We start from the raw sequence: 21,676 nt of genomic DNA, 5'->3' as shown, positions 1-21,676 counted from the left end.
AATTGTCGGTTTGCAATCGACTTTTGGAATGCCTCTTTATTGTTATTCTTCTAATAAAAACGCACTGCGTGAAGAACCAACTAAATGTAGTTCATGCATAGCACGAGTAACCGCTACATATAAAAGCTTACGATCAAGTGCTGCATCACGGAAAGGTTTTTCGATAGCTGTTACTATAACTGCATCGAATTCTAGACCTTTTGCTAAATGACTTGGAATGACAAGCAGCGCTTCTTGATCAATCTCAGATGATTCAGATAAAGTTTGTGCCAATACGCCGGCATTTTGCAATGTCTTTGTATAGTCCATTGCTTCGTCAGTTGTTTTACAAATGAGTGCGATGGAACGATGCCCTTTTGCTCTAATTTGTTGATGGATTTCTTCAATTGCTAATGGGTCAATTGTTTTCATCTCATGGAAAGTTGGTTCATCACCATGGCGGACAACCGGTTCTACAAGTGGTAGATCTTCACCCATTTTCGATAAGATTTCATTCGCAATAGCCATAATTTCAATCGTTGTACGATAGCTTTTTTGCAAAGTTTTATAAGTAGCGCGAGGGAATAGTTCGCGTACGGGCGTCCAGTCCGTTAAGGAGCGGTAGCTATGTATTCCTTGTGCCAAGTCGCCCACCATAGTGAACATATCCGTTTCAAGACCTTCTTTTAAAGCCGCTAACTGGAATAAGCTATAATCTTGCACCTCATCGATGAAAACAACACGCATTTTCCATTTTTCGTTGACTCCTTTAATTTTAGCATGCAAATAGAAGATGGCAGCCAAATCTTCTAATGCCCATGTTTCTTTCATATGAGCGTTGAAAAATTGCTCATTCTCCGCTTCCGACCATTCGGGAGATAACTCTTTTTGTAAATCATAATTCGTCAAAAACTCACGATACAATGCTTTTATTTTATGCTTTTTAAAGCGTTTCATATAATTTGAGCAAGTAGACTTAGCCTGTTTTTCAACAGCTGGAATACGTACATCACGTTCATCAATCCATTTCGTCACTGTTTGCTTTCGTTTGACTGCATCTTGAATACCGAACAATGCCTTATCCAAAATTTCATCATATCTTTTATTTAAAGAAAGTAATATTTGCTTTTTCTTTTGTCGTACATAATTTTGCAGAACAGCTTTAATCCGGTCTATTCGTTTTTCAATTGGCATATAGGCAAAGTCTTTTAAGAAGAGTTTTCTTAAATGTGATCCTGTTAAGATACGATACTTTTCAATATAAACGTCTTCGAACTGGTCAGCTATTTCGGATTCGATTCTTTTTAAATAGCGATCCATAACATCTCGATAAGCAAGGGAACCTTTCATTCTAGTCAGCCATGATACTGTTGAATCGATCACGTCTTCGCTCACAAGTTTTTCAAGCTGTTCATTTGGATTTTGGATTTTCAGCTTAATATCAGTTGCTTGTTGCACATAATCTGAGTAGGTCGTTTGGCAAATTTGATCGACCCCAAGCTCAGGTAAAACGTCGCCAATGTATTCGATAAACAGTTGGTTAGGTGCTAAAATCATCAGTTCTTTTGCGTTGAAATGTTCGCCCATCGTATATAAGAAATAAGAGATTCTATGGAGTGCAATAGTGGTTTTTCCTGATCCAGCAGCACCTTGGACGAGTATTGGTTGTTTTAAGTGAGCACGAATAACATCGTTTTGTTCGGCTTGAATAGTAGAGACAATTTCAGTCAGTCGTACATCAGCTTTACCAGCGAGCGCGTCTTGCAACAGTTCATCATTAGTTGTCAGATCAATATCTTGTACATCTAATAATTTACCTTCTTCAATTTTATATTGTCGTTTTGAAAAGAGATGCCCATTGTATTCCTCGTCATGTACTTTATAAGTTAGGTCACCAAGGCGCCCATCATAGTATACGTTCGCGACAGGAGAACGCCAGTCGACGATGATAGGCTCTTGCGTTTCACGATCAAAGAGAGAAGTTTTACCAATATATAGTTTTTCTGCAGGTTCGCCTTCCTTTTGAAAGTGTATACGGGCAAAATAAGGTTTTTGCTTAACTGCTTCAAGTCCTTCTTTTTGATCACGTGCCATATCAAAAAATCGAGCATTCGTTAAAATATTGAGGTAGCTTAAACTTGAATCTAGGTATTCTAAATCAGACATCGATTTTCGAATACTGTCCTGTGCTGATTGTAGGTCACGTTTGGATTCTTCTAAGAGTTTTAGCATATAATGTTTTGTGTAAGCCAGGCGCTGAGCTTCTTGTTCAAAATCGGGATGCTTCTGTGTCATTTACAGTCCTCCAATTTGGCAATTTTGCGTCCTGTTGAAGATGTTGGGGTTTTGATAGCAATGATAAATATTACTACATGAATTCAGAGAGTACAAGTAAAAGTTTTCAATTGTCTGTAAAATTTAGAAAGTGTAGCATAAAGTTAACGAATATATCCTTGGAGGAAATAATTTATGAAAATATTTGCACATCGTGGAGCTTCAGGTGATTTTCCCGAAAATACATTATGCTCTTTCCGTGAAGCTGCAAGATTACCCATATATGGTGTTGAATTAGATGTTCAACGTACAAAAGATGGCGTTCTTGTGATCAATCATGATGAACGTATCAATCGTACTTCAAATGGAGAAGGCTATATCCGCGATATGACATTTGAAGAACTACGCTCATACGATTTCGGGTCGTGGAAAGGCGAACAATTTGTAGGAGAGAAGATCCCGACTCTGCAGGAGGTATTGGACATTTTCAAAACGACCCATCATATGATTAATATTGAATTGAAAACGGATGTCTTTTTATATCAGGGAATAGAAGATGATGTAATAGCCATGCTCGAAAAAAATGATATGTTAGACCGAGTTGTCTTTTCATCATTTGATCATGAAATAGTCGAGCGAGTATTGAAAAAAGCACCACAGAATGAAGTAGGGGCATTATTCATGAAAATATTAGTAAACTTACATGAGTATGGTGTAATGCTAGGCTCGGATGCATTGCATGTTTCATTAGTAGCTGCTAAGCGCGAAGCCGTTAAAACAGCAATTGAACGTGGCAATATAGTGCGCGTCTATACAGTGAATACAATAGAAGATTATGACTTGATGAAAAAACTTGGAGTCGAAGCTGTTTTTACAGATTATCCTGAGAAAATGTATTTGCATGGGAATAAGTGAGTAGTTATCTGTGCTCAGGGGGGGATTGACGTACTCGGGTGAGGATTAGCGCTGGTCGGAGAAAGATTATCGCTACTCGGAGAGGGATTATCGCTACTCGGGTGAGGATTATCGCTACTCGGAGAGGGATTAGCGCTACTCGGGGAAGGATTATCGCTACTCGGAGAGGGATTATCGCTAGTCGGGTGAGGATTATCGCTACTCGGAGAGAATTAGCGCTACTCGGGTGAGGATTAGCGCTACTCGGGGAAGGATTAGCGCTACTCGGAGAGGGATTATCGCTACTCGGGTGAGGATTATCGCTACTCAGAGAGAATTAGCGCTACTCGGGTGAGGATTAGCGCTACTCGGGTGAGGATTATCGCTACTCGGAGGAGGATTATCGCTACTCGGGGGAAGATTATCGCTACTCAGAGAGGAATTATCGCTACTAGGAGAAGGGGTAGCGCTACTCAGAGAGGAATTATCGCTACTCGGAGGAGGATTAGCGCTACTCGGGTGAGGATTATCGCTACTCAGAGAAAGATTATCGCTACTCAGAGAGAGATTGTTCCTACTAAAAAACAATCCATTCCACCCCCATTACAACTTTAGCGTACCCCAAAATAAAAGGACAGCCTCTCAATCAAATAGGAGGCTGTCCTTTTTACCATTTAGCTAAATGTTCTTCTGTGGTGCCAAGCAGTTGTTGGATAGGTAAGTAATATCCATTGTCTAATCGGACGCGGCCATTAAAATAGCCGACCATTTGATGAACTTCGGATTTTATAACTTTAGCATTTGTTGCAGCGATACGCTCAAAGAAAGGTGTGAAAGTAAGTTGGACGTCATCCGTGAATTTAGAATTAATACGCCAAGGTTGCATAAAATCTTTTGTATTGTATTCGAAGATGACATCTTCATGGATTTTAGTCATTTTGCCATCTAGGAATATAGCATTTTCCGTCATGCCTGTACCATCTGTCCATTGACCGCCTAAGTTTAACCCGATCCGGTGACCTCTACATTTTTGGGAAGCCATAGCCCAGTTCCAAGTTGCTTCACGTGGCCAAATGCCACGACCATAGTCAAGTACAGCATAACACTCTTCTTCTTGAAAATTATAACGTTTTTCTCCTATTTTAACGTAACCGTTTGTTGGTAATGAATGGTGTTTTCCGGTGAATTGAAATATTTGGCGATTCCAAGGGATAACCACATTTAGAGAGTCGTCGTTTACAGGATGTTTGATTGTTAAGTCTGCATGTAGTAGATCACCATCAAAATCAGGTATAGTGACAGTCATTTGTGTTTCATTTTGAGCGTATAGCAGCTGTATTTTCATATCTTCGTGAATGAAATTTACAGTTTCTAATACGTTTGTAGGCATTTTCACTTTATTGCCCAATGGAATTGTTATCGTCTTTTCAAAGTAACGTTGCGTTTCGTAATCAAGGAAATAGACGAAACAAACAGCAGCATAATCTAAATGGCTAATTGTTGCAGAGAACATAATTTCATCCCCGAAAACACACCAATAATTCCATTTCTTTTTACGCATGAAATGGCCTTTCAAATTACTATTGATAATCGGTTTTCGAGCGAATCCTATGGCAGCGGGATTTAGATTACCCTTCTTATCGCATAATAATGTCGACTCAACAATTTCTTTTTCTGCGTGCTGTGTCAATTTTAAACACCCTTTCAAACGTAAAATAGGAGAAACAAATAAGTTGTTTTCATTGTACCAAATTTTTGACTTATATTGGGCGATTCAAATCAGGAATATTGCAATTGTTGTATAAATGTAAAGGCACTGACAAATATCATAGAAATGTAATAATTAGAGTAATAATTTGAGGTTCTTTATAAATAGATAATTTTCGTGTAAACGACTTTAAATGACAAAATGACTATTGTATTTAAATCTTTTCAATACCAGAGATATTCAACAAGGACAATGCATATACATGACTAAGGAGGTGTGATGGAGCGGTTTACAATCGACAAGCAGCTGTCGCTTACGCCGATAAATGGTGGGACAGCTACAATCCAGCATTTCCGCGATTTGATGTGGATTGTACGAATTATGTATCACAATGTCTTTTTGCAGGCGGTGGACCGATGTGGGGATCGCCAAACCGATCGGAGGGCTGGTGGCTAAAAGGAGGTAATTGGAGTTTTAGTTGGAGTACATCGCATTCATTGCGATGGTATTTAGAAACTTCAAAGAAGGGACTGAGGGGGAAGCGAGTTGCATCTGCCTATGACTTAGAGCTAGGAGATGTTATTTTTTTCGATTTCCAAGGTGATGGAAGAATAGATCATTCTGTCATTGTTACAAGTATTCAAGATGGTGTACCTCATGTGAATGCCCACACAACCAATAGCTTTCATCGACATTGGGAATATAAAGACTCGAGTGCTTATACACCGAATATGAAATACTACTTTTTTCACATAGAAGATGTTATATTACCAATATAATTAAAGTACCCGACCTATTCAATGGATAATAGGTCGGGTTTGCTGTGTTTTCAAAAAAAGAAGGTTATTAAAATGATGCTTTTTTTGTTATTTTTTCGATTGCCAAGCTTTTTCTTGATAGGACTCAATAATGTCAAAGCGATGCTTGTAAAGAATGATTAGAATAATAAGAACGATTGGCCAAGCAACTGGTAAAAAACCGCTATAAATAATCCATCCGATATAACATAAATATCCAAAAGTCATACTCAATGTCGCGCTTTTTAAGAATGGAAAGGGCATTAAAAAACCAACTACAAAAGCTAAGAATATAAGGGGATTAAAAGCAAGCGCAACACCCACAAATGTTGCAATTCCTTTACCTCCTTTACCCTTTAACCAAATAGGAAATAAGTGTCCGATAATAACAAGGGCTCCAGCGACTGCAATTGTGAATTGAGTTTCTTTCAACAAGTAACCGAATAAAACAATAAGTATCCCTTTGCCACCGTCGCCAAGGGAGGTTGCGAAGAATGCAGATTTACCAATAACTGCACCAGCATTCCTAGCACCTAAATTTCCACTGCGGTGCTCACGTAAATCGATGTTTTTCCATTTACCGATCCACCATGCAGTCATGAAAGTACCGACTAAGTAACTGACTAGCCAATAACAAATCGTCAAATAAGACATACCAAATCCTCCAAACTCTTTTTTACAGTATGTAGGAAAAACAACTATGAAAACAACCCTTTTTTAACCTATTATCAAATTTTGGAGGAGTACAATTGAGAAAAATAAGTGCATTACTACTATTATTTGTATTCATCCTCAGTGGTTGTTCATTAATCGATTATGAAACTAACTACCACATAAAAAACGGCATATTAGTACTCAAGGATGCAGATTTAACAGAGAGTTCTGTCATTCCATTACGTGGTGAATGGCTATTTTTTACTCAAGAAATACTATCTAATAAAGAGATAGAGAGGCGGGGGAAAACGTCGAATTTAGATAAGGGAAATTTGCCAAGCACTTGGAATGATCAATTAGGGAGTGATAATGGCTACGGAACATTTGCTTTCTATTTGCAAATTCCTAAAGAGCAGGTTAGTCATACATTTGCGCTTTCTACTGGTTTCCAATCAAGCGCCTACACCTTATTTGTCGATGGAAGGGTCATTTCATCAAGTGGTTCTGTAGGTACTACTAAAGATACGTCTACTCCTTCTATTACCCCTAGAATTGGCTATTTTGTTCCCAACTCAGAGAATATTTTGGTTGTTTTACAAGTTTCTGATTTTGAAGACATTGTTGGTGGTCCAAGTGAAGACATTGTTGGTGGTCCAAGTGAAGATATTTTATTTGGCCAAGCGAATGCACTTGTCAATTACTATTCAGATCAACAAGCTGCTTTGTTATTTATGAATGGCAGTGTAATTATTATAGGGATATACCATATAATTGTGTTTTTTTATAGGAAAACTGAAAGACCTTTTCTTTATTTTGGTTTGTTGAGCCTATTTATAGTGAGCCGTTCACTTTTCCTAGGACCAATGCTCTTACAAATGCAATTCTCATATTTGTCTTGGTCTTTACTAAAGAAGATAGAATACTCATTAATCTATGGTGCCGTTCTTCTATATATGGTCTTTATTTATCGACTATTTCCAAAAGAATCGAGTAAGAAGACAGTTTTTATAGTTATGGCAATAACCATGCCACTATTATTACTAATTTGGGTAACACCACCAAGCTTTTTTATACCTCTATTCTTTGACGTATTTCCCCTTGCTTTTATACTTATGATTTTCATAACGATTACATTAGTGAAGGCTGTTGTAAATAAAAGACCCACTTCTCTAATGAATTTAATAGCGAATTTGTTATTTTTCATAACGGTAGTGAACGATTATTTGTTTGCAAAGGGTCTAATAGATACGCTCATGCTTTCAATTTTCGGTTTTTTCTTCTACGTCATTTTGCAAGCATTCAATTTAAGTCGCAATTACGCAAGAAAATTCCATGAGTCTGAACTACTTAGTAATGAATTGATGACGTTAAATACATCACTTGACGAAAAGATTCATGAAAGAACATTAGAACTACAGAAAAAAAATGAGCGATTGAAGCAATTGACTGAATTAGACAGTTTAACCGGTATTAATAATCGTCGCTATTTTGACGACCGTCTGCCAATCTGTTTCCGCGAAAGTTACATAGACAAGTGGCCACTAACTTTACTTATGATTGATATTGATGAATTCAAAAAATATAACGATACATATGGTCATCGAAAAGGTGACGATCTTATTTGCCATACAGTGAATATAATGAAAGATATTGTCGCTGAAAAAGGTGTTATTTGTCGTTATGGTGGAGAAGAATTCGCTATCATTATTAGTGAAATGTATGAGGATGAGGCGATGATACTTGCTGAGAAAATACGCAGTTCAGTTGAAAATGCTAAATTTGAACATAAAGGCAGAAGTGATATGAATTTTGCGACCATTAGCATCGGAGGCACTATGACATCTATGCATTTATTTGAAACAGTAAGTGCCTTTATTGAAACAGCCGACCAAGCACTTTATAAGTCAAAAAATAACGGTCGCAATCAAACGAACTTTTTATAATTAAAATGATGTCATTTTTTGTTTTTTTTAATGAATATGGTATGGTGGATAGTGATGCATACATATCTCGTATGATGAAACTAACTGCCAAATTATGAAGATTTGCAGAGTAGGAGTGATGGAAATGAAGGAACAATCATTAACAGTAAAAGAGGCGATTACACAACGCCGTTCCATTAAAATGTTCAATGGGCAACCAATCGATCGCGAAGATTTAATGTCTATAATAGATGACGCAGTATGGGCGCCTAATCACGGTAACCGTCAGCCTTGGCGTTTAGTTGTGGCATGTGGTCCCGAGCTAGAACCATTAAAAGACCTTATTCGTGAGTTCGCTGTACCGAACTGGAAAGAGCTTACTGAAGATGAACTTCAAAGTAAAATGAGTAAATTCTCATTACCAGGTGCCTATGCATTTGTAGCCGTTCCAGAAGATGCTCGACAAAAAGAACGTTTAGAAGACTTTGCTGCAGCAAGTAGCTTCATACAAAATATGCAACTACTTGCATGGGATAAAGGAATCGGTACATGCTGGAAAACTCCTGCTTGGCTAGATAATCCAAAATTCCGCGAGCCAATGGGCATTAAATCAGGTGAACGTATTATAGCCATGTTACAGTTAGGCTACTACGATCTTGTACCAAAAGATAAACCACGTAAATTAGCAACTGAAATTGTAACGGTTTTTGGAGAATAGAATTATATACTAATCATAGTCCTTCTATGGTATCGGAGATCCCGCATGCGTTAACTAGACGTATGTGGGATTTCTTTGATTCAAAGATCAGATGAGATTTTAGGGATCTAATGAGTGGATTAAATGAGAGCTCGAATGACGCAAAAGGAGAGACGAGTAGGTTAAATGAGAGCTCGAATGAAACAAAAGGAGAGGCGAGTAGGTTAAATGGGAGCTCGAATGACGCAAAAGGAGAGACGAGTAGGTTAAATGAGAGCTCGAATGAAACAAAAGGAGAGATGAGTAGGTTAAATGAGAGCTCGAATGAAACAAAAGGAGAGGCGAGTAGGTTAAATGAAGGTTATGTCGATTTTTCTCATCAAAAAACCGCCCCTATAAATGAACTGCCCCGTAAAAGTTAGACACCACTCTAACTTTTACGGGGGTTTTTTATGACAAAAGTAAGTGCTGAACAACGTATTCAAGCAGTTCAACGATACTTAAATGGATATGAATCCATGAGTGAAATCGCGAAAGATATCGGAATCACAAAACGGGTTGTCAGTGAATGGGTTCGCCGTTATAAAGAAAATGGTGTAGAGACTTTCTTAAAGTCCTATACAAAATATTCCGCTGAATATAAAATGAATGTACTAAATTATATGAACGAAACAGGTACATCTTCAATTGACGCAGCTGCACTATTTAACATTTCATCTCCTGGCATGATTCGAAAATGGCGAAGGAAGTTTGAGTTTGGTGGTTATGATGCCCTTGTTTCTAAGAAAAAGGGGCGTCCATCCATGAAAAAAGAAACAAAAAGAACAACGAAACCAACATCAGCTAAAGGATCTGTCGGGGCATTAGAGGCACGTATAAAACAATTAGAAATGGAGAATGCGTACTTAAAAAAGTTGAATGCTTTAGTTCAAATGCAAGAAAAATTACCAATCAAATCAAAGCGCAAGTAATTTATGAACTAAAGGAAATCTATGAAGTAGTGGAATTAATCAAAGTCGCTGATATTCCACGTAGCACGTATTATTATTGGGAAAAGCGTTTGAATCGTACTGATAAATACGCGGATGTAAAAGTCGCAATTCATTCCATTTACCATGAACATAAGGGACGTTATGGTTATCGTCGGATTGCCAAAGAATTGAAAAAATACGGCTTTCATCATGATCCTAAAACGATTAACTGTTTGATGAATGCCCTTGGCATAAAATGTGCAGTCCGTATGAAGAAATATCGTTCGTATAAAGGAAATGTCGGGAAAACTGCCCCAAACATATTACAACGTGATTTTACAGCGGAGAAGATGAACGAGAAATGGGTAACAGACGTGACAGAGTTCCATCTATTTGGTGAGAAACGCTATTTATCACCGGTACTTGATTTGTGTAATGGTGAAATCATTGCCTACACGGTAATGAATCGTCCAGTGTATAAACTAGTCCATGATATGTTAGAACAAGCATTGGAGCGCCTTCAATCAGGTAATCAAGTCATCCTTCATTCGGACCAAGGTTGGCACTATCGAATGCAAAAGTATCAACGAACATTAAAGCAACATGGAATTACGCAGAGTATGTCCCGTAAGGGCAATTGTTTGGACAACGCAGTCATCGAAAACTTCTTTGGCTTATTAAAATCTGAACTCCTTTACCTACAAGAATTTGAATCCATGGCACATTTTGAACAGGAGCTCGCAGATTATATTCACTATTACAATCACAAACGAATGAAGGAAAAATTAAAAGACCTAAGCCCGGTGGAATACCGAACTCAGGTCTTAGAAGCTGCTTAACTAAATATGTCTAACTTTCTTGGGTCAGATCAAAATTAAAAGGAGCGGATTAATATAATTTCTTACTTATAGGGTATCCTTATCAATTACAGCTACTTCATAGTAGTAGTCGCTGATGACACGAAGTCCTTTGTCGTAATTTTCTAGATGGAAGTGCTCATTTGGTGCATGGAAGTTTTCGGTTGAAAGTCCGAAGCCCATCAGGATAACTGGTGTTCCTAGAATTTCATCAAATGCCGCGACGATTGGAATTGAACCACCACCACGAATATATGCTGTAGGTGTATTATATATTTTTTCGTAAGATCGGCCAGCAGCTTGGGTTAGTGGATGATTCATTGGTGTGATGAATGGCTTACCTTTATCAAATTCAGTAACTGTAATTTCAACACCAGCTGGCTTTTGAGTAGCGATATGTGCACGTAGTTTTTCCACGATTTCTTCAGGGTCTTGATTAGGAACAAGGCGACAAGTTATTTTTGCACCGGCTTCTGCAGGCAAAACCGTCTTAATACCTTCTCCAGAGAAACCGCCAAATACGCCATTTACTTCTAGTGTTGGGCGCGCCCATGTATGTTCTAGATATGAGTATCCTTTTTCTCCGAATAATTCACTCACACCAATTTCTTCTTTGAGACCCTCTTCGTCAAAGTCTAAAGCACGAAATGCTGCACGTTCTTCGTCAGTCAGTGGAAGAACATTATCATAAAAACCATCTACTGAGATAGTGCCATGTTCATCATGGAAGGATGCCAAAATATCAGCCAAGGTATGTATTGGATTTTGGACACCGCCTCCATAAAGTCCAGAATGTAGGTCACCTTTAGCTCCGCGAATATCTATTTGTACGCCAGTTAAACCACGCAAAGCATAGCAAACTGCTGGTTTCCCAGGCGCGTAAAGACCTGTATCTGAAATTAAAACTAAATCTGCTGCTAGATAGTCTTTATGCTTCTCAACGAAAGCTGGTAAGTTTTTACTACCAATTTCTTCTTCACCCTCGATTAAAAATTTTACGTTAACGGGTAGCTCACCTTTTATTTGCATTAAAGCTTCAATGACTTTAATATGCATGAACACTTGCCCTTTATCGTCACTTGATCCACGTGCATATAAAATATTGTCACGAATCTCAGGCTTAAACGGCTCGCTATCCCACAGGTTTAAAGGATCAACTGGTTGTACATCATAATGACCATATACTAAAACAGTTGGTTTGCCTTCAGCGTGTAACCAATCTGCAGTGACGGCCGGGTGGCCACCAGTTTCATTAATTGTTATATTTTCTAACCCAACTTTTTTCATAGCATCTCCTAAAAAGGAAGCGGCTGTTTTCATATCTTCTTTGTGTTCAGATAAAGAGCTTATACTAGGAATAGCTAAAAATTGCTTTAATTCTTCTAAATGTTCTTCGCGTTTGGTAGTAAAATATTGGTCTATACTATTCATAATTATCCCTCATTTCGAAATATTCGGTAATGGAATAATTATAGCATATCCCTACAATTATTTAGAAAGGCATGCTTGAAAAGAGGTGTAATATCAATAATATGGTATATTATCTATATGAAAATATAGGGAATTCGTTTATTAACAGGAGGAAGTTTAGTTGGAGTTTATAGGGTTAATCATATGTTTGATTGCGTCATTTTTCTTTTCAGGAAGCGAAACAGCGTTAACAGCTATTAATAGGATGAAGGTCCAGTTGCGTGCTGAGCAAGGAGATCGCATGTCTGAAAAATTGTTTTTGCTCATTTCGCATCCGGACCGCATGATTACAACGATTTTAATAGGTAATAACATAGCTAATATACTACTACCAACGTTCTTAACTATCATTGCACTTAGGCATGGTTGGCAACTTTCAATAGCTACAACAGTTTTGACAGTCATTATCATTATATTTGGAGAAGTTCTTCCAAAGACAATCGCTGTTACATTTGCAGATCGTATTGCTTATATGGTCGCCCCAATCATTGCTTTGCTAGTACAAATTTTGCGCCCAATTACTTGGATTATCCAAAGCTTTACGAATATTTTTATCCAAATCATTTCAAATGGGGCAGTGAAAGAAGCGATACTGACGAAAGAAGAACTTCGAACGATGGTAGATATTGCTTCTACAGAAGGAACATTTGCTTTTGATGAATCAGAGCGTCTTAAAGGCGTTATGGATTTTCCGGATAAAGATGTATCTGATGTTCTTGGTACTCATAGAACAGAGGTTGTCGGACTATCTATCCATTCAACGTTTGAAGAGGTACGCGAAACGATTTTGGAATATTCGTTCACTCGTTATCCGGTTTATGACGAAAGCATGGATGACATTGTCGGCATGTTCTACTCAAAGAAATTTATTGAATGGACATTAGATCCTTTGAAAACGCTTGATGATTTCATAGATCACGAACCGTTATTTGTCGTATCGAATATCAATGTAGAAAAAGTATTCAAACTAATGTTGGCTAAGAAAAAGCATTTAGCTATAGTTCTAGATGAATATGGTGGGACACTTGGGATTATTTCGCATGAAGATATAATAGAAGAAATGATTGGACAAGAAATCGAGGATGAATCAGATGAGGCAGAGGAGTCACTCATTTATGAAGTGACTGAAACTAAACTTGTCTGCCATGGCCGTCTTGAAATTGTCGAGGCAAATCGAATTTTTGAAGTAGATATACCACAACTCCATGATACTTTAGGTGGCTTTGTTCTTGAACAATGCGTTCATGTTCCAGAAGAAAATGAATTCTTCAGTTATGAAAATTTACATGTAGTTGTAAATGAGATGGACGATAATCGTATCGTAAAATTAACGATTACCAAAAAGCCAGTCCAACCTAATAAAGTTGAAGAATAATTGAAGATGAATAAAATCCTATCCAAGAATTTGGATAGGATTTTTCTTTTGTAATGTAATTTTTCAGTATAGAATGTTGATACATCAACGTTTTAGAGGATAGATTACAAGACTTATATGCTAACCTTACATGAATGTAATAAAATTGAAAGAGAATCCGATAGAGTGAAAGGTTTGTTTTTGCGACAATAGGTTTAACAAAGCAAGACACGAATCGGAGGTAATGAAAATGAATACTAAAACAATGGCAAATACAAATACAAATACAAATCTTGAAACAGTTTACGAGGAATACAACCGTTATATATATCACTTATGTTTAAAACTAACTCGCAATAAAGCAGAGGCAGAAGACTTGATGCAAGAAGTTTGGGTGAAAGTTGTGCGTTATGAATCTTATGTAGCTAACGTAGATCATGTTAAAGCTTGGTTAACTACAATTTGTATGAACACTTTCCGCGACCGCTATCGCAAAAATGTTCGTCGTAGTAAATACATGATGAACCAACCTGATACTTTAGACGTTCCTGTTCTAGATTTGGTTCCCAACAATGAACTATCTACTGAAGAAGTTATTGAGCAAGATGCAATCGCTCAAATTGTACAAGATAAAATTGGTCAACTAGATACTATTTATCGTACGACATTAGTATACTTCTATGTAAATCAATACTCTCTTGTTGAAATTGCAGAATTGACGAAAGTTTCAATCGGTACCGTTAAATCTCGTTTATTCCGTGCGAAACAACGTCTAAAAGAAATGATGATGGCTGATCAATCTTCAGTTGAGGCAATCATGCCTGCTTAATTAATAATTGTCCGTTAATCAAAAGTCGGGCAATCTAAACAGAGATCGCAGCCTTGAAAAACGGTAAATATATAAGGTAATAGCTACCCAAATGAGGGTAGCTATTTTTGTATGATAGACAGTATTTTAAACCAACTATTGGACGCGACCAATTATTTTGTCCAAAATAAAACCACTAACACAATACTGTTGTGTTAGTGGATGTTATGAACCAAATAAGCATTTAGAGAAAATCTTACGGAGAGTATGAATTTCATCTTCGCTGAGCATGCCAAACATTTTTTCGATTATTTCATTTACATGTTGATGTGCCGTTGATAGGAGTTTTCTTCCGATATCTGTAATCTCGAGTTGAGATGCACGACGATCTGTTTCATTTTGTGTCTTTTTAATAAGATTGGCCTTAACTAGCTTGCTAGTTAGCACAGTAACGCCACCTGTCGTCACTTGAAGTTTTTCTGCGATAGCAGAAGGGCGTTTTGGACCTTCGTTGTTTAGAAGATCTAGTATTAAAATATGCGTTTTAGAAAAGCCCAGACTGTTCTGGCTATTCCACTCATTTGCCCATTTGCGCTCTAAAGAAGCAACTACTTCAAAAAGTGAAGAAATGCTTTCTCTTCTAGCATCATTCATATTACTCATCTCCAAAATGTTTCATTCAGCCTTCTAGTGAAAGACGTTGCATTTCGTAAAGCTCATAAGCACGCACCTTGCGTGGGATGAAGCGACGAATATCCATATCATTATAGCCGACTTGTAGGCGTTTTTCATCAACTAAAATCGGGCTACGTAGCATTTTAGGATGATCTTTCACAATATCATATAGTTCTTGAATAGAAAGTTGATTAATATCGCAATTTAAGTTTTTGAAATCTTTAGAGTTTGTAGAAATAATTTCGTCTGTACCATCTTCAGTCATACTTAAAATCAATTTAAATTCAGACAAAGTTAACTGATCAGACGTAATTCTTTTTTCAGTGAAAGAAATGTTATTTTCCTTTAACCACTGTAAAGCCTTTTTTGATGAAGTACAGCTCGTTTGAGTAAAAATTGTAACAGCCATATATTTATCCCGCTTTCTATACTGATTGTTATACTTATATCTTACAAGTAAGATATATATAAGTCAATGGCTATAGTATGGAAAATAAGTAAAATTAACGTTTAAAAAGAGAATTTGAATTTTAGACAAAAGTAGAGGAACTAAATAAAAAAATCCACTGTACTAATTATGTCCAGTGGATTTTGAAAGTATGAGTAATTTAGTGAACATCTTTTTTCTTAAAATTTCCGCCTTGAATTTCAGTCATATTACTAAAAGCAAGGAATGCAGATGGGTCAACTTCTTCTACAATATTTTTTAATTTGGCTTCTTCTAAACGGCTGATAACACAGAAAATTACTTGTTTATCATCTTTAGAATAACCGCCTTGTCCATTTAAATACGTGATACCGCGACCTAAGCGAGCCATAATTTGATCTCCAATTTCATCTGCTTCATCACTAATAATCCAGATAGATTTCGTTTGGTTCAAACCTTCAGAAACGAGGTCAATTGTTTTGAATGCAATGAAATACGAAATAAGAGAATACATAGCCCGATCAAAACCGAATACTAAGCCTGCGCTACCTAAAATAAATAAGTTCATGAATAAAATAATTTGTCCTACAGAGAAGGGCAATTTTTTATTAAATAAAATGGCTAACGTTTCACTACCATCCAAGCAACCGCCAGCTCGAATTGCAATCCCAACACCAATTCCTAGTAATATACCACCAAGAACTGTAGCTAATAGAGTATCATTTGTGAATGCTGATGAATTATGCATAAATGAAGTCGCAATTGATAAAACGACGATACCATAAGCGACTGAAAAAGCAAATGTACGCCCAATTTGTTTATAGCCTAAATATAGAAATGGTAAGTTAAAGAGGAATAGGAAAAGCCCTAGTGAAAGGTTTGTAAGGTGAGAGGCCATAATAGCAATACCTGTGACACCACCATCGATTAAGTTGTTTGGAATGAGTACCATTTCCAACCCTACTGCCATGATGAGTGCACCAATAGTTAAAAAGATTAATTTGATTGCATTTTTCTTTAGTTTACTTTTCTTCCTTTGTACAATTTTAGCTTTCTTGTCTAAATCCATAAAAAAAACACCTTCCTTATTGTAATTCTCACACGATATGTTACTGATTTCAAGGGATAGCTATGAAATCAGGGTAATTGTATAAGATTTGAAAAAACTCCGCTTTGGCGGAGTTTTAGTATTTAGAGAAGTATTAAACAGCTTCAGCGGCCTGCCCCTCGAGGTCACTTCCATCTTCTCGGACGAAAGTTGAAAAGATACTTTCGACTCGAAGATTTCAGTGCTTGTCGGAGGCCCACAGGAAGTGGGTCAGATAGCCGTTGTGACAGGATGTCGCGAACTTAGGCTATCTTCCTTTAAACGAGCGCCTTGGGCCAACAGGATGTTGGTCATGCAACCGTTGTGACAGGATGTCGCGAACTTAGGTTGCCTACCTAAACTAGCATATCCAGCTTCAGCGGCCAGCCCCCCGAGGTCACTTCAGTCTCTCGGTCAAAGGCAAAAAGAGCCTTTGATTCAGGCCTGCACGATGCGGGTCACGCAGTGGTTGCCACAGGAAGTGGCGTTCTTAGACTGTGTTCCTTTAAGTGAGATATCCAGCTTCAGCGGCCAGACTCTCGAGGTCACTTCCACTTTCTCGGTCGAAAACTGAAAGATGTTTTCGATTCGAAAGTTCCAGTGCTTGTCGAGTCTTGACGGGCCGCTTCAGCATTTAATTATCCAGCTTCAGGCGCTAGCTGCTCGGGTCGTTTCAGTCGGGCGCTCAAAGTCAAAGAGCAACTTTGGTTTCCGCCTTCCAACGACCTCACAGCTGAACGAGCGCCTTCAGCATTTAATTATTGATGTCCTGTTGAGAACCATTCTGCTACGTCCCAGACTTTTGTTACTAGGCCTTCGTAAAATTCAGGTTCGTGACTGACTAGGATGATTGTGCCTTTGTATTCTTTCATCGCACGTTTTAGTTCTTCTTTTGCATGAATGTCTAAGTGGTTTGTCGGTTCATCGAATAGCATCCAGTTACTTTCATCCATCATTAATTTACAAATACGAACTTTTGCTTGTTCTCCACCACTAAGTTGACTTAATGGGCGAGAAATATGCTCATTCTTCAAACCAGTTGATGCAAGAACGGCACGCACTTGGCTTTGTTCCATGCTAGGATATGCATTCCAAACGTCCTCAATCGGTGTAATGTTACCTGCTTTAACTTCTTGTTCAAAATAAGAAGGGAAGAGGAAGTCTCCGCGAGTTACTTTACCACCAAGAGGCTGGACTTTGCCAAGCATTGTTTTAAGCAATGTTGATTTACCAACACCATTCATACCAACAAGGGCAATCTTTTCGCCACGTTCGATTTCGAAAGTAAGTGGTGGTAATAATGGCTTGTCCTTGTCGTAGCCAATTAACAGATTTTCTGCTTCTACAACGTAACGACCTGAGCTGCGTGATTCTTTAAAGCTGAATTTTGGATTTGCTGCAGTTTCTGGACGGTCAATACGTTCCATTCGATCCAATTGTTTTTGACGAGATTTAGCACGACCAGTTGTAGAATAACGTGCTTTGTTTTTTGCGATAAATCCTTCTTGTTTTTTAATGAATTCTTGCTGCTTTTCATAAGCATCGATATGTTGGCGTTTGTTAATTTCAGCTAGCTCTAGGAACTTCTCGTAAGTTGCAGTATAACGAGTTAGTTTTGAAAATTCTAATTGGAAAATAACATCGACAACGCCATTCATAAATTCTGTATCATGTGAAATTAGGAAGAATGCATGTGGATAGCCTTTTAAGTAGTTCGAAAGCCAAGTAACATGCTCTTCATCCAAGTAGTTGGTAGGCTCATCAAGTAATAAAACTTTCGGCTTCTCTAATAGAAGTTTCGCAAGTAATAATTTTGTGCGTTGACCACCAGAAAGTGCTGTTACATCACGCTCAAGGCCGATCGCATCTAAACCAAGTCCACGTGCAACCTCTTCAATCTTCATATCTAATGTATAAAAATCTCCAGCATCTAAAGCGTCTTGAATTTCAGCCATTTGTTCTAATAATTCTTCAAGTTCTTCAGGTGTTGCTTCAGCCATTTTGCCTGTGATTTCGTTCATTTCGGCTTCTTTTTGGTAAAGTGGTAAAAAGGCATCGCGTAAAGTTTCGCGCATCGTTTTACCTGGTGTTAATACAGTATGTTGATCCAAATAACCGTAATGTGTGTTTGGTAACCATTCAACTTTACCTTGGTCATGGATTAGTTGTCCTGTGATGATGCTCATTAATGTAGATTTACCGACACCATTGGCTCCAACAAGACCAACATGTTCGCCTTCTACGATACGGAATGATACATCTTTAAAAAGTGTACGGTCGCCGAATGTATGGCCAAGATTTTCAACTGTTAAAATACTCATTTTTTTGTCCTCCATATAAAATACGATAGCTGCACTTTGTAAGAAAATATTCGTTTCCAATCGCATGATTGTAAACAAGGCAAGTCGTATTTTTTGTTATATTTATTAGTTTAATTTTAGGCCCACAGAATGTTGTTCAGGTAGCCGTTGTCACAGTGGTGAACTTCGGCTATCTTCTTTTAAACGGGCCGCATCAGCATTTAGAAAGATATCCAGCTTCAGCGGCCAGCCCCTCGAGGTCACTTCAGTCTCTCGGTCAAAGGCAAAAAGAGCCTTTGATTCGAGCCTTCCAGTGCTTGTCGGGGCTAAACGGGCCGCATCAGCATTTACAATAAAAAAAACCCGCAGTTATGACAACGCTGCGAGTTGTTTGTTCAATTCGGCTAGTTGTTGCTCCATGTCTGTTAGGCGTTGTTCGGCCTGCTCAACAGCTGATCCGTTACCTACTGAATCGAGTTTTTCGATGTCACCTTGTTGACGGATGTAGTCGCTTTTTAGTTCTAATATTTGGTATTCTATTTCGGCTTTAGTAGGCATGAAAATACTCCTTTGTATAGTTTTCGACCATTACAATGTCTGATTCTGGAACTGTGACAAATTTCAACACAGCTTTTTTCTTATTGTATCATACGTGGCGTTTTCTTGGTGTGATCTTGTACTAAAAAAGCCTGTGCTTTTGGTGTTCTGTGCGCAAAGTTAGTAAGCATAGAGTGGATGTAATGGTTGTTGCTTTGTAGATCAAGCTTTTTTTGGTTTCGAATGGCGCGGTCGCGACGTGCTTCATGCAAAAGAAGTTCCATTACAGCATTTTGTAAGTGTGATTGTTTTAATTTTCGACCACTTCCAAGTTGAATAAAACCGTTCTGGTCACGAGGGAATGCATGCATGATTTCTGTTTCACTTTGCGAGATAACGATACAAGGGATGCCTATAACTGCAACTTTATAAGGGGTATAACTTGCTGCACAAATGACGATTTGCGCTTGAGAAAGGAGAGTTTCAAGCATATCATCCGCATGAATTACGGTAATATTCCTACGGCTTAAAGCCATCATTTTCAATTCATCAATATCATGTGCGTACGAAGGATCCACTAATACAGAGATACGTACAGGAACTTGTAGTTGCATTAAGTGACGCATTGTTCGATACGTTAAATTTTCTGGATCACTACCTTCATATGCAACGACAATATGAGGTCGTTCTCCTTCATCTTCAATAGTAGTAATGGCTGCAATTGTTTCAGGTACAACAAATGAAGAGGGACCTGTTAAGTAATGAGGGTCTACCTTTTCACGGATTTCTCTATAAAGTGTGTGTAATACGCAATCAGCTGCTTTACCCCCTTCACCAAAATCATCAAAATGCACGAGAGCGGGAACAACTTCTTTTAATTTCTCTGTATCTTCAAGCTCTGTATTAATACCATCGCGTACAAGTAAATCAGGCTTTAATTTAGATATATATTGAAGCAACTGTTTTTGATCGCGGTAAGAAATAGGCTCTATTCCCGTCGCTGCTAGCTTTTTTAGGGCTAACTCAGATGGTTGCTTAATGAAAATTAGAATTTTTTCATCGTTGAACATCTTTACAAGTGTTGCAATTCTTTCAACGGGGTATAGGTCATTATTTGATGAAACTTCAACTGCAAATGCAATCGTTTTTTTAGAAGAATTTTCTGTTTGGTTATTAGTCATTTTAATCCCTTCCTTTCAACTTATCTATCTACCTTATGGTGAAAAATTTATGATTATGTCTGTAAAATCAATAGAATGTTAGATACATAGGCTAAACTATCCGTTTTCTTGGACGGTATATAGTTTAGGAAAGGTCGTGAACAATTATGTTGATGCGTTCAGCAATTGTCGTTGGAGCAACCGGTTTGACGGGACAGGAACTTGTTGCAGTCCTTTGTGAGAGTGAAGAGTACGCTGAGATTACAGTAATTGCTCGCCGCAAATTAAATTTTGAACATCCTAAACTTGTAATGAAAATTCGCCAGTTCGATCAATTAGAAGAGACAGATTTCAAATTCGCGCATGAACTTTATTGCTGCCTAGGTACTACACGTAAAAAAGCAGGATCAAAGGCTATGTTTGAAAGAGTGGATCTTGAGTATCCAGTGAATATCGCATCGATTGCAAAAAAATGTGGAATTCCACATGTACTTGTTATTTCTGCTATGGGAGCGAATGAAGATTCTAAATTCTACTACAATCAAGTAAAAGGAAAAATGGAGCATAATTTAATCGCATTAGAGTTACCTCAATTATCGATTTTTAGACCGTCACTATTAATGGGAAATCGTGAGGAGCCACGCCTAGCAGAAAAAGTTAGCGGAGTAGCGATGAATACCTTGAAACCTTTATTCATTGGCCCACTTAGAAAATACCGTGCAATTTCTGCAAGTAAATTAGCAAAAGCAATGTATACTGTGGCCATTCATAATACAAAACAAAAGGCGAGAGTATATGATTCGGCAGAAATTTTAATGATGGATAAGTCAAATATATTAGTTGACCGACATGAAGAAATAATCGATGAAGAACCCGTTTTTAATTGGGAAAAACGTCAAGGCATTTTTATTGATACAGAAATACTAGAAGAGGAAAAAATAGATAAACCACTAAACAATGAGTAGTAGCAAAATTCATAAACTGTAGATGAGATTAGATGGTAACACTGAAATATGGTGAAATACCTACTAGTGCTTGATGGCTTACTATGTTTTAGCGAAAAATGTAGTTTTCTGTTCCGTCTAAAGACTGAAATTGTGCCAAA

Annotated in this window: 17 protein-coding genes and 1 pseudogene; 8 read left to right on the top strand and 10 right to left on the bottom strand. The window is 37.7% G+C overall.

All coding sequences use genetic code 11. From position 1 onward, the window contains the following. Window positions 1-42: 42 nt before the first annotated feature. Window positions 43-2,274 (bottom strand): RNA polymerase recycling motor HelD, encoded by a 2,232-nt coding sequence (helD, locus tag ACZLO7_RS20660; protein ID WP_464939929.1) that lies wholly within the window; start codon window positions 2,272-2,274, stop codon window positions 43-45. Between the two features lie 174 nt (window positions 2,275-2,448). Between helD and ACZLO7_RS20655 the strand changes: the two genes are divergently transcribed. Further along, on the top strand, window positions 2,449-3,168 hold the full coding sequence (locus ACZLO7_RS20655; protein ID WP_464939930.1) for a glycerophosphodiester phosphodiesterase: 720 nt from the start codon (window positions 2,449-2,451) through the stop codon (window positions 3,166-3,168). Between the two features lie 646 nt (window positions 3,169-3,814). Here the strand turns inward: ACZLO7_RS20655 and ACZLO7_RS20650 are convergent. Continuing rightward, window positions 3,815-4,837 carry a DUF2804 domain-containing protein gene (locus ACZLO7_RS20650; RefSeq protein WP_464939931.1) on the bottom strand — a complete coding sequence of 341 codons (1,023 nt, stop codon included), beginning with the start codon at window positions 4,835-4,837 and terminating at the stop codon, window positions 3,815-3,817. Between the two features lie 305 nt (window positions 4,838-5,142). On the opposite strand from ACZLO7_RS20650, the pseudogene ACZLO7_RS20645 reads away from it, so the two are divergent. Continuing rightward, window positions 5,143-5,634: pseudogene (locus ACZLO7_RS20645) on the top strand (amidase domain-containing protein); the annotation flags it as partial. A gap of 87 nt (window positions 5,635-5,721) precedes the next feature. On the opposite strand, the gene ACZLO7_RS20640 reads toward ACZLO7_RS20645, so the two are convergent. Further along, complete coding sequence (locus ACZLO7_RS20640; RefSeq protein WP_464939932.1) at window positions 5,722-6,306, bottom strand: glycerol-3-phosphate acyltransferase; 585 nt, start codon at window positions 6,304-6,306, stop codon at window positions 5,722-5,724. 95 nt (window positions 6,307-6,401) lie between these two features. Between ACZLO7_RS20640 and ACZLO7_RS20635 the strand changes: the two genes are divergently transcribed. The 3 genes from ACZLO7_RS20635 to ACZLO7_RS20625 all read left to right on the top strand — a co-directional run bounded on the left by ACZLO7_RS20635 (window position 6,402) and on the right by ACZLO7_RS20625 (window position 10,735). Beyond that, on the top strand, window positions 6,402-8,249 hold the full coding sequence (locus tag ACZLO7_RS20635; RefSeq protein WP_464939933.1) for a sensor domain-containing diguanylate cyclase: 1,848 nt from the start codon (window positions 6,402-6,404) through the stop codon (window positions 8,247-8,249). Window positions 8,250-8,373: 124 nt separating this feature from the next. Next, window positions 8,374-8,946 (top strand): nitroreductase family protein, encoded by a 573-nt coding sequence (locus ACZLO7_RS20630; protein ID WP_464939934.1) that lies wholly within the window; start codon window positions 8,374-8,376, stop codon window positions 8,944-8,946. 431 nt (window positions 8,947-9,377) lie between these two features. Then, window positions 9,378-10,735 (top strand): IS3 family transposase gene (locus ACZLO7_RS20625; RefSeq protein ID WP_511261369.1). Its coding sequence is split into 2 segments (ribosomal slippage): window positions 9,378-9,831 and window positions 9,831-10,735, totalling 1,359 coding nucleotides; the frame shifts between segments, so codons are not numbered across the junction. A 66-nt stretch (window positions 10,736-10,801) separates the two neighbouring features. On the opposite strand, the gene ACZLO7_RS20620 is transcribed toward ACZLO7_RS20625, so the two are convergent. Then, window positions 10,802-12,184 carry a dipeptidase gene (locus ACZLO7_RS20620; RefSeq protein WP_464937904.1) on the bottom strand — a complete coding sequence of 461 codons (1,383 nt, stop codon included), beginning with the start codon at window positions 12,182-12,184 and terminating at the stop codon, window positions 10,802-10,804. A 160-nt stretch (window positions 12,185-12,344) separates the two neighbouring features. On the opposite strand from ACZLO7_RS20620, the gene ACZLO7_RS20615 reads away from it, so the two are divergent. Both ACZLO7_RS20615 and ACZLO7_RS20610 read left to right on the top strand, forming a co-directional pair. Then, on the top strand, window positions 12,345-13,598 hold the full coding sequence (locus tag ACZLO7_RS20615; protein ID WP_464937906.1) for a hemolysin family protein: 1,254 nt from the start codon (window positions 12,345-12,347) through the stop codon (window positions 13,596-13,598). Between the two features lie 229 nt (window positions 13,599-13,827). Next, window positions 13,828-14,406, top strand: a complete 579-nt coding sequence (locus tag ACZLO7_RS20610) for an RNA polymerase sigma factor (RefSeq protein WP_464937907.1) — start codon at window positions 13,828-13,830, stop codon at window positions 14,404-14,406. Window positions 14,407-14,610: 204 nt separating this feature from the next. On the opposite strand, the gene ACZLO7_RS20605 is transcribed toward ACZLO7_RS20610, so the two are convergent. The 6 genes from ACZLO7_RS20605 to ACZLO7_RS20580 all read right to left on the bottom strand — a co-directional run bounded on the left by ACZLO7_RS20605 (window position 14,611) and on the right by ACZLO7_RS20580 (window position 20,592). Beyond that, the gene (locus tag ACZLO7_RS20605) at window positions 14,611-15,039 is read right to left on the bottom strand and encodes a MarR family winged helix-turn-helix transcriptional regulator (RefSeq protein WP_464937908.1); all 429 of its coding nucleotides are present in this window, start codon (window positions 15,037-15,039) and stop codon (window positions 14,611-14,613) included. 25 nt (window positions 15,040-15,064) lie between these two features. Continuing rightward, entirely contained in the window at window positions 15,065-15,469 is a 405-nt protein-coding gene (spx, locus tag ACZLO7_RS20600) for a transcriptional regulator Spx (RefSeq protein ID WP_038180286.1), read from the bottom strand. 199 nt (window positions 15,470-15,668) lie between these two features. Then, window positions 15,669-16,556: a YitT family protein gene (locus ACZLO7_RS20595; protein ID WP_464937909.1), complete on the bottom strand. Its 888-nt coding sequence runs from the start codon at window positions 16,554-16,556 to the stop codon at window positions 15,669-15,671. Window positions 16,557-17,332: 776 nt separating this feature from the next. Beyond that, window positions 17,333-18,895, bottom strand: coding sequence for an ABC-F family ATP-binding cassette domain-containing protein (locus ACZLO7_RS20590; RefSeq protein WP_427749584.1), 1,563 nt, complete (start codon window positions 18,893-18,895; stop codon window positions 17,333-17,335). A 348-nt stretch (window positions 18,896-19,243) separates the two neighbouring features. Continuing rightward, the gene (locus tag ACZLO7_RS20585) at window positions 19,244-19,432 is read right to left on the bottom strand and encodes an SE1832 family protein (protein ID WP_464937910.1); all 189 of its coding nucleotides are present in this window, start codon (window positions 19,430-19,432) and stop codon (window positions 19,244-19,246) included. 80 nt (window positions 19,433-19,512) lie between these two features. Beyond that, a complete protein-coding gene (locus ACZLO7_RS20580) occupies window positions 19,513-20,592 on the bottom strand; it encodes a PseG/SpsG family protein (protein ID WP_464937911.1) in 1,080 nt (359 codons plus the stop codon). A 146-nt stretch (window positions 20,593-20,738) separates the two neighbouring features. Between ACZLO7_RS20580 and ACZLO7_RS20575 the strand changes: the two genes are divergently transcribed. Then, window positions 20,739-21,536 (top strand): NAD-dependent epimerase/dehydratase family protein, encoded by a 798-nt coding sequence (locus ACZLO7_RS20575; protein WP_464937912.1) that lies wholly within the window; start codon window positions 20,739-20,741, stop codon window positions 21,534-21,536. Window positions 21,537-21,676 lie beyond the last annotated feature (140 nt).

The sequence above is a fragment of the Viridibacillus sp. d25.2 genome (assembly GCF_055456015.2).
This window is presented reverse-complemented; position numbering and strand designations above follow the sequence as displayed.

Excerpts from the sequence above, each read along its gene's own strand:
- ACZLO7_RS20610 (WP_464937907.1), top strand. The coding sequence starts at position 13,828 with ATGAATACTAAAACAATGGCAAATACAAATACAAATACAAATCTTGAA.
- spx (WP_038180286.1), bottom strand. The coding sequence starts at position 15,469 with ATGGCTGTTACAATTTTTACTCAAACGAGCTGTACTTCATCAAAAAAG.
- ACZLO7_RS20655 (WP_464939930.1), top strand. The coding sequence starts at position 2,449 with ATGAAAATATTTGCACATCGTGGAGCTTCAGGTGATTTTCCCGAAAAT.
- ACZLO7_RS20630 (WP_464939934.1), top strand. The coding sequence starts at position 8,374 with ATGAAGGAACAATCATTAACAGTAAAAGAGGCGATTACACAACGCCGT.
- ACZLO7_RS20595 (WP_464937909.1), bottom strand. The coding sequence starts at position 16,556 with ATGGATTTAGACAAGAAAGCTAAAATTGTACAAAGGAAGAAAAGTAAA.
- ACZLO7_RS20585 (WP_464937910.1), bottom strand. The coding sequence starts at position 19,432 with ATGCCTACTAAAGCCGAAATAGAATACCAAATATTAGAACTAAAAAGC.
- ACZLO7_RS20620 (WP_464937904.1), bottom strand. The coding sequence starts at position 12,184 with ATGAATAGTATAGACCAATATTTTACTACCAAACGCGAAGAACATTTA.
- ACZLO7_RS20575 (WP_464937912.1), top strand. The coding sequence starts at position 20,739 with ATGTTGATGCGTTCAGCAATTGTCGTTGGAGCAACCGGTTTGACGGGA.
- helD (WP_464939929.1), bottom strand. The coding sequence starts at position 2,274 with ATGACACAGAAGCATCCCGATTTTGAACAAGAAGCTCAGCGCCTGGCT.
- ACZLO7_RS20605 (WP_464937908.1), bottom strand. The coding sequence starts at position 15,039 with ATGAATGATGCTAGAAGAGAAAGCATTTCTTCACTTTTTGAAGTAGTT.
- ACZLO7_RS20640 (WP_464939932.1), bottom strand. The coding sequence starts at position 6,306 with ATGTCTTATTTGACGATTTGTTATTGGCTAGTCAGTTACTTAGTCGGT.
- ACZLO7_RS20580 (WP_464937911.1), bottom strand. The coding sequence starts at position 20,592 with ATGACTAATAACCAAACAGAAAATTCTTCTAAAAAAACGATTGCATTT.
- ACZLO7_RS20590 (WP_427749584.1), bottom strand. The coding sequence starts at position 18,895 with ATGAGTATTTTAACAGTTGAAAATCTTGGCCATACATTCGGCGACCGT.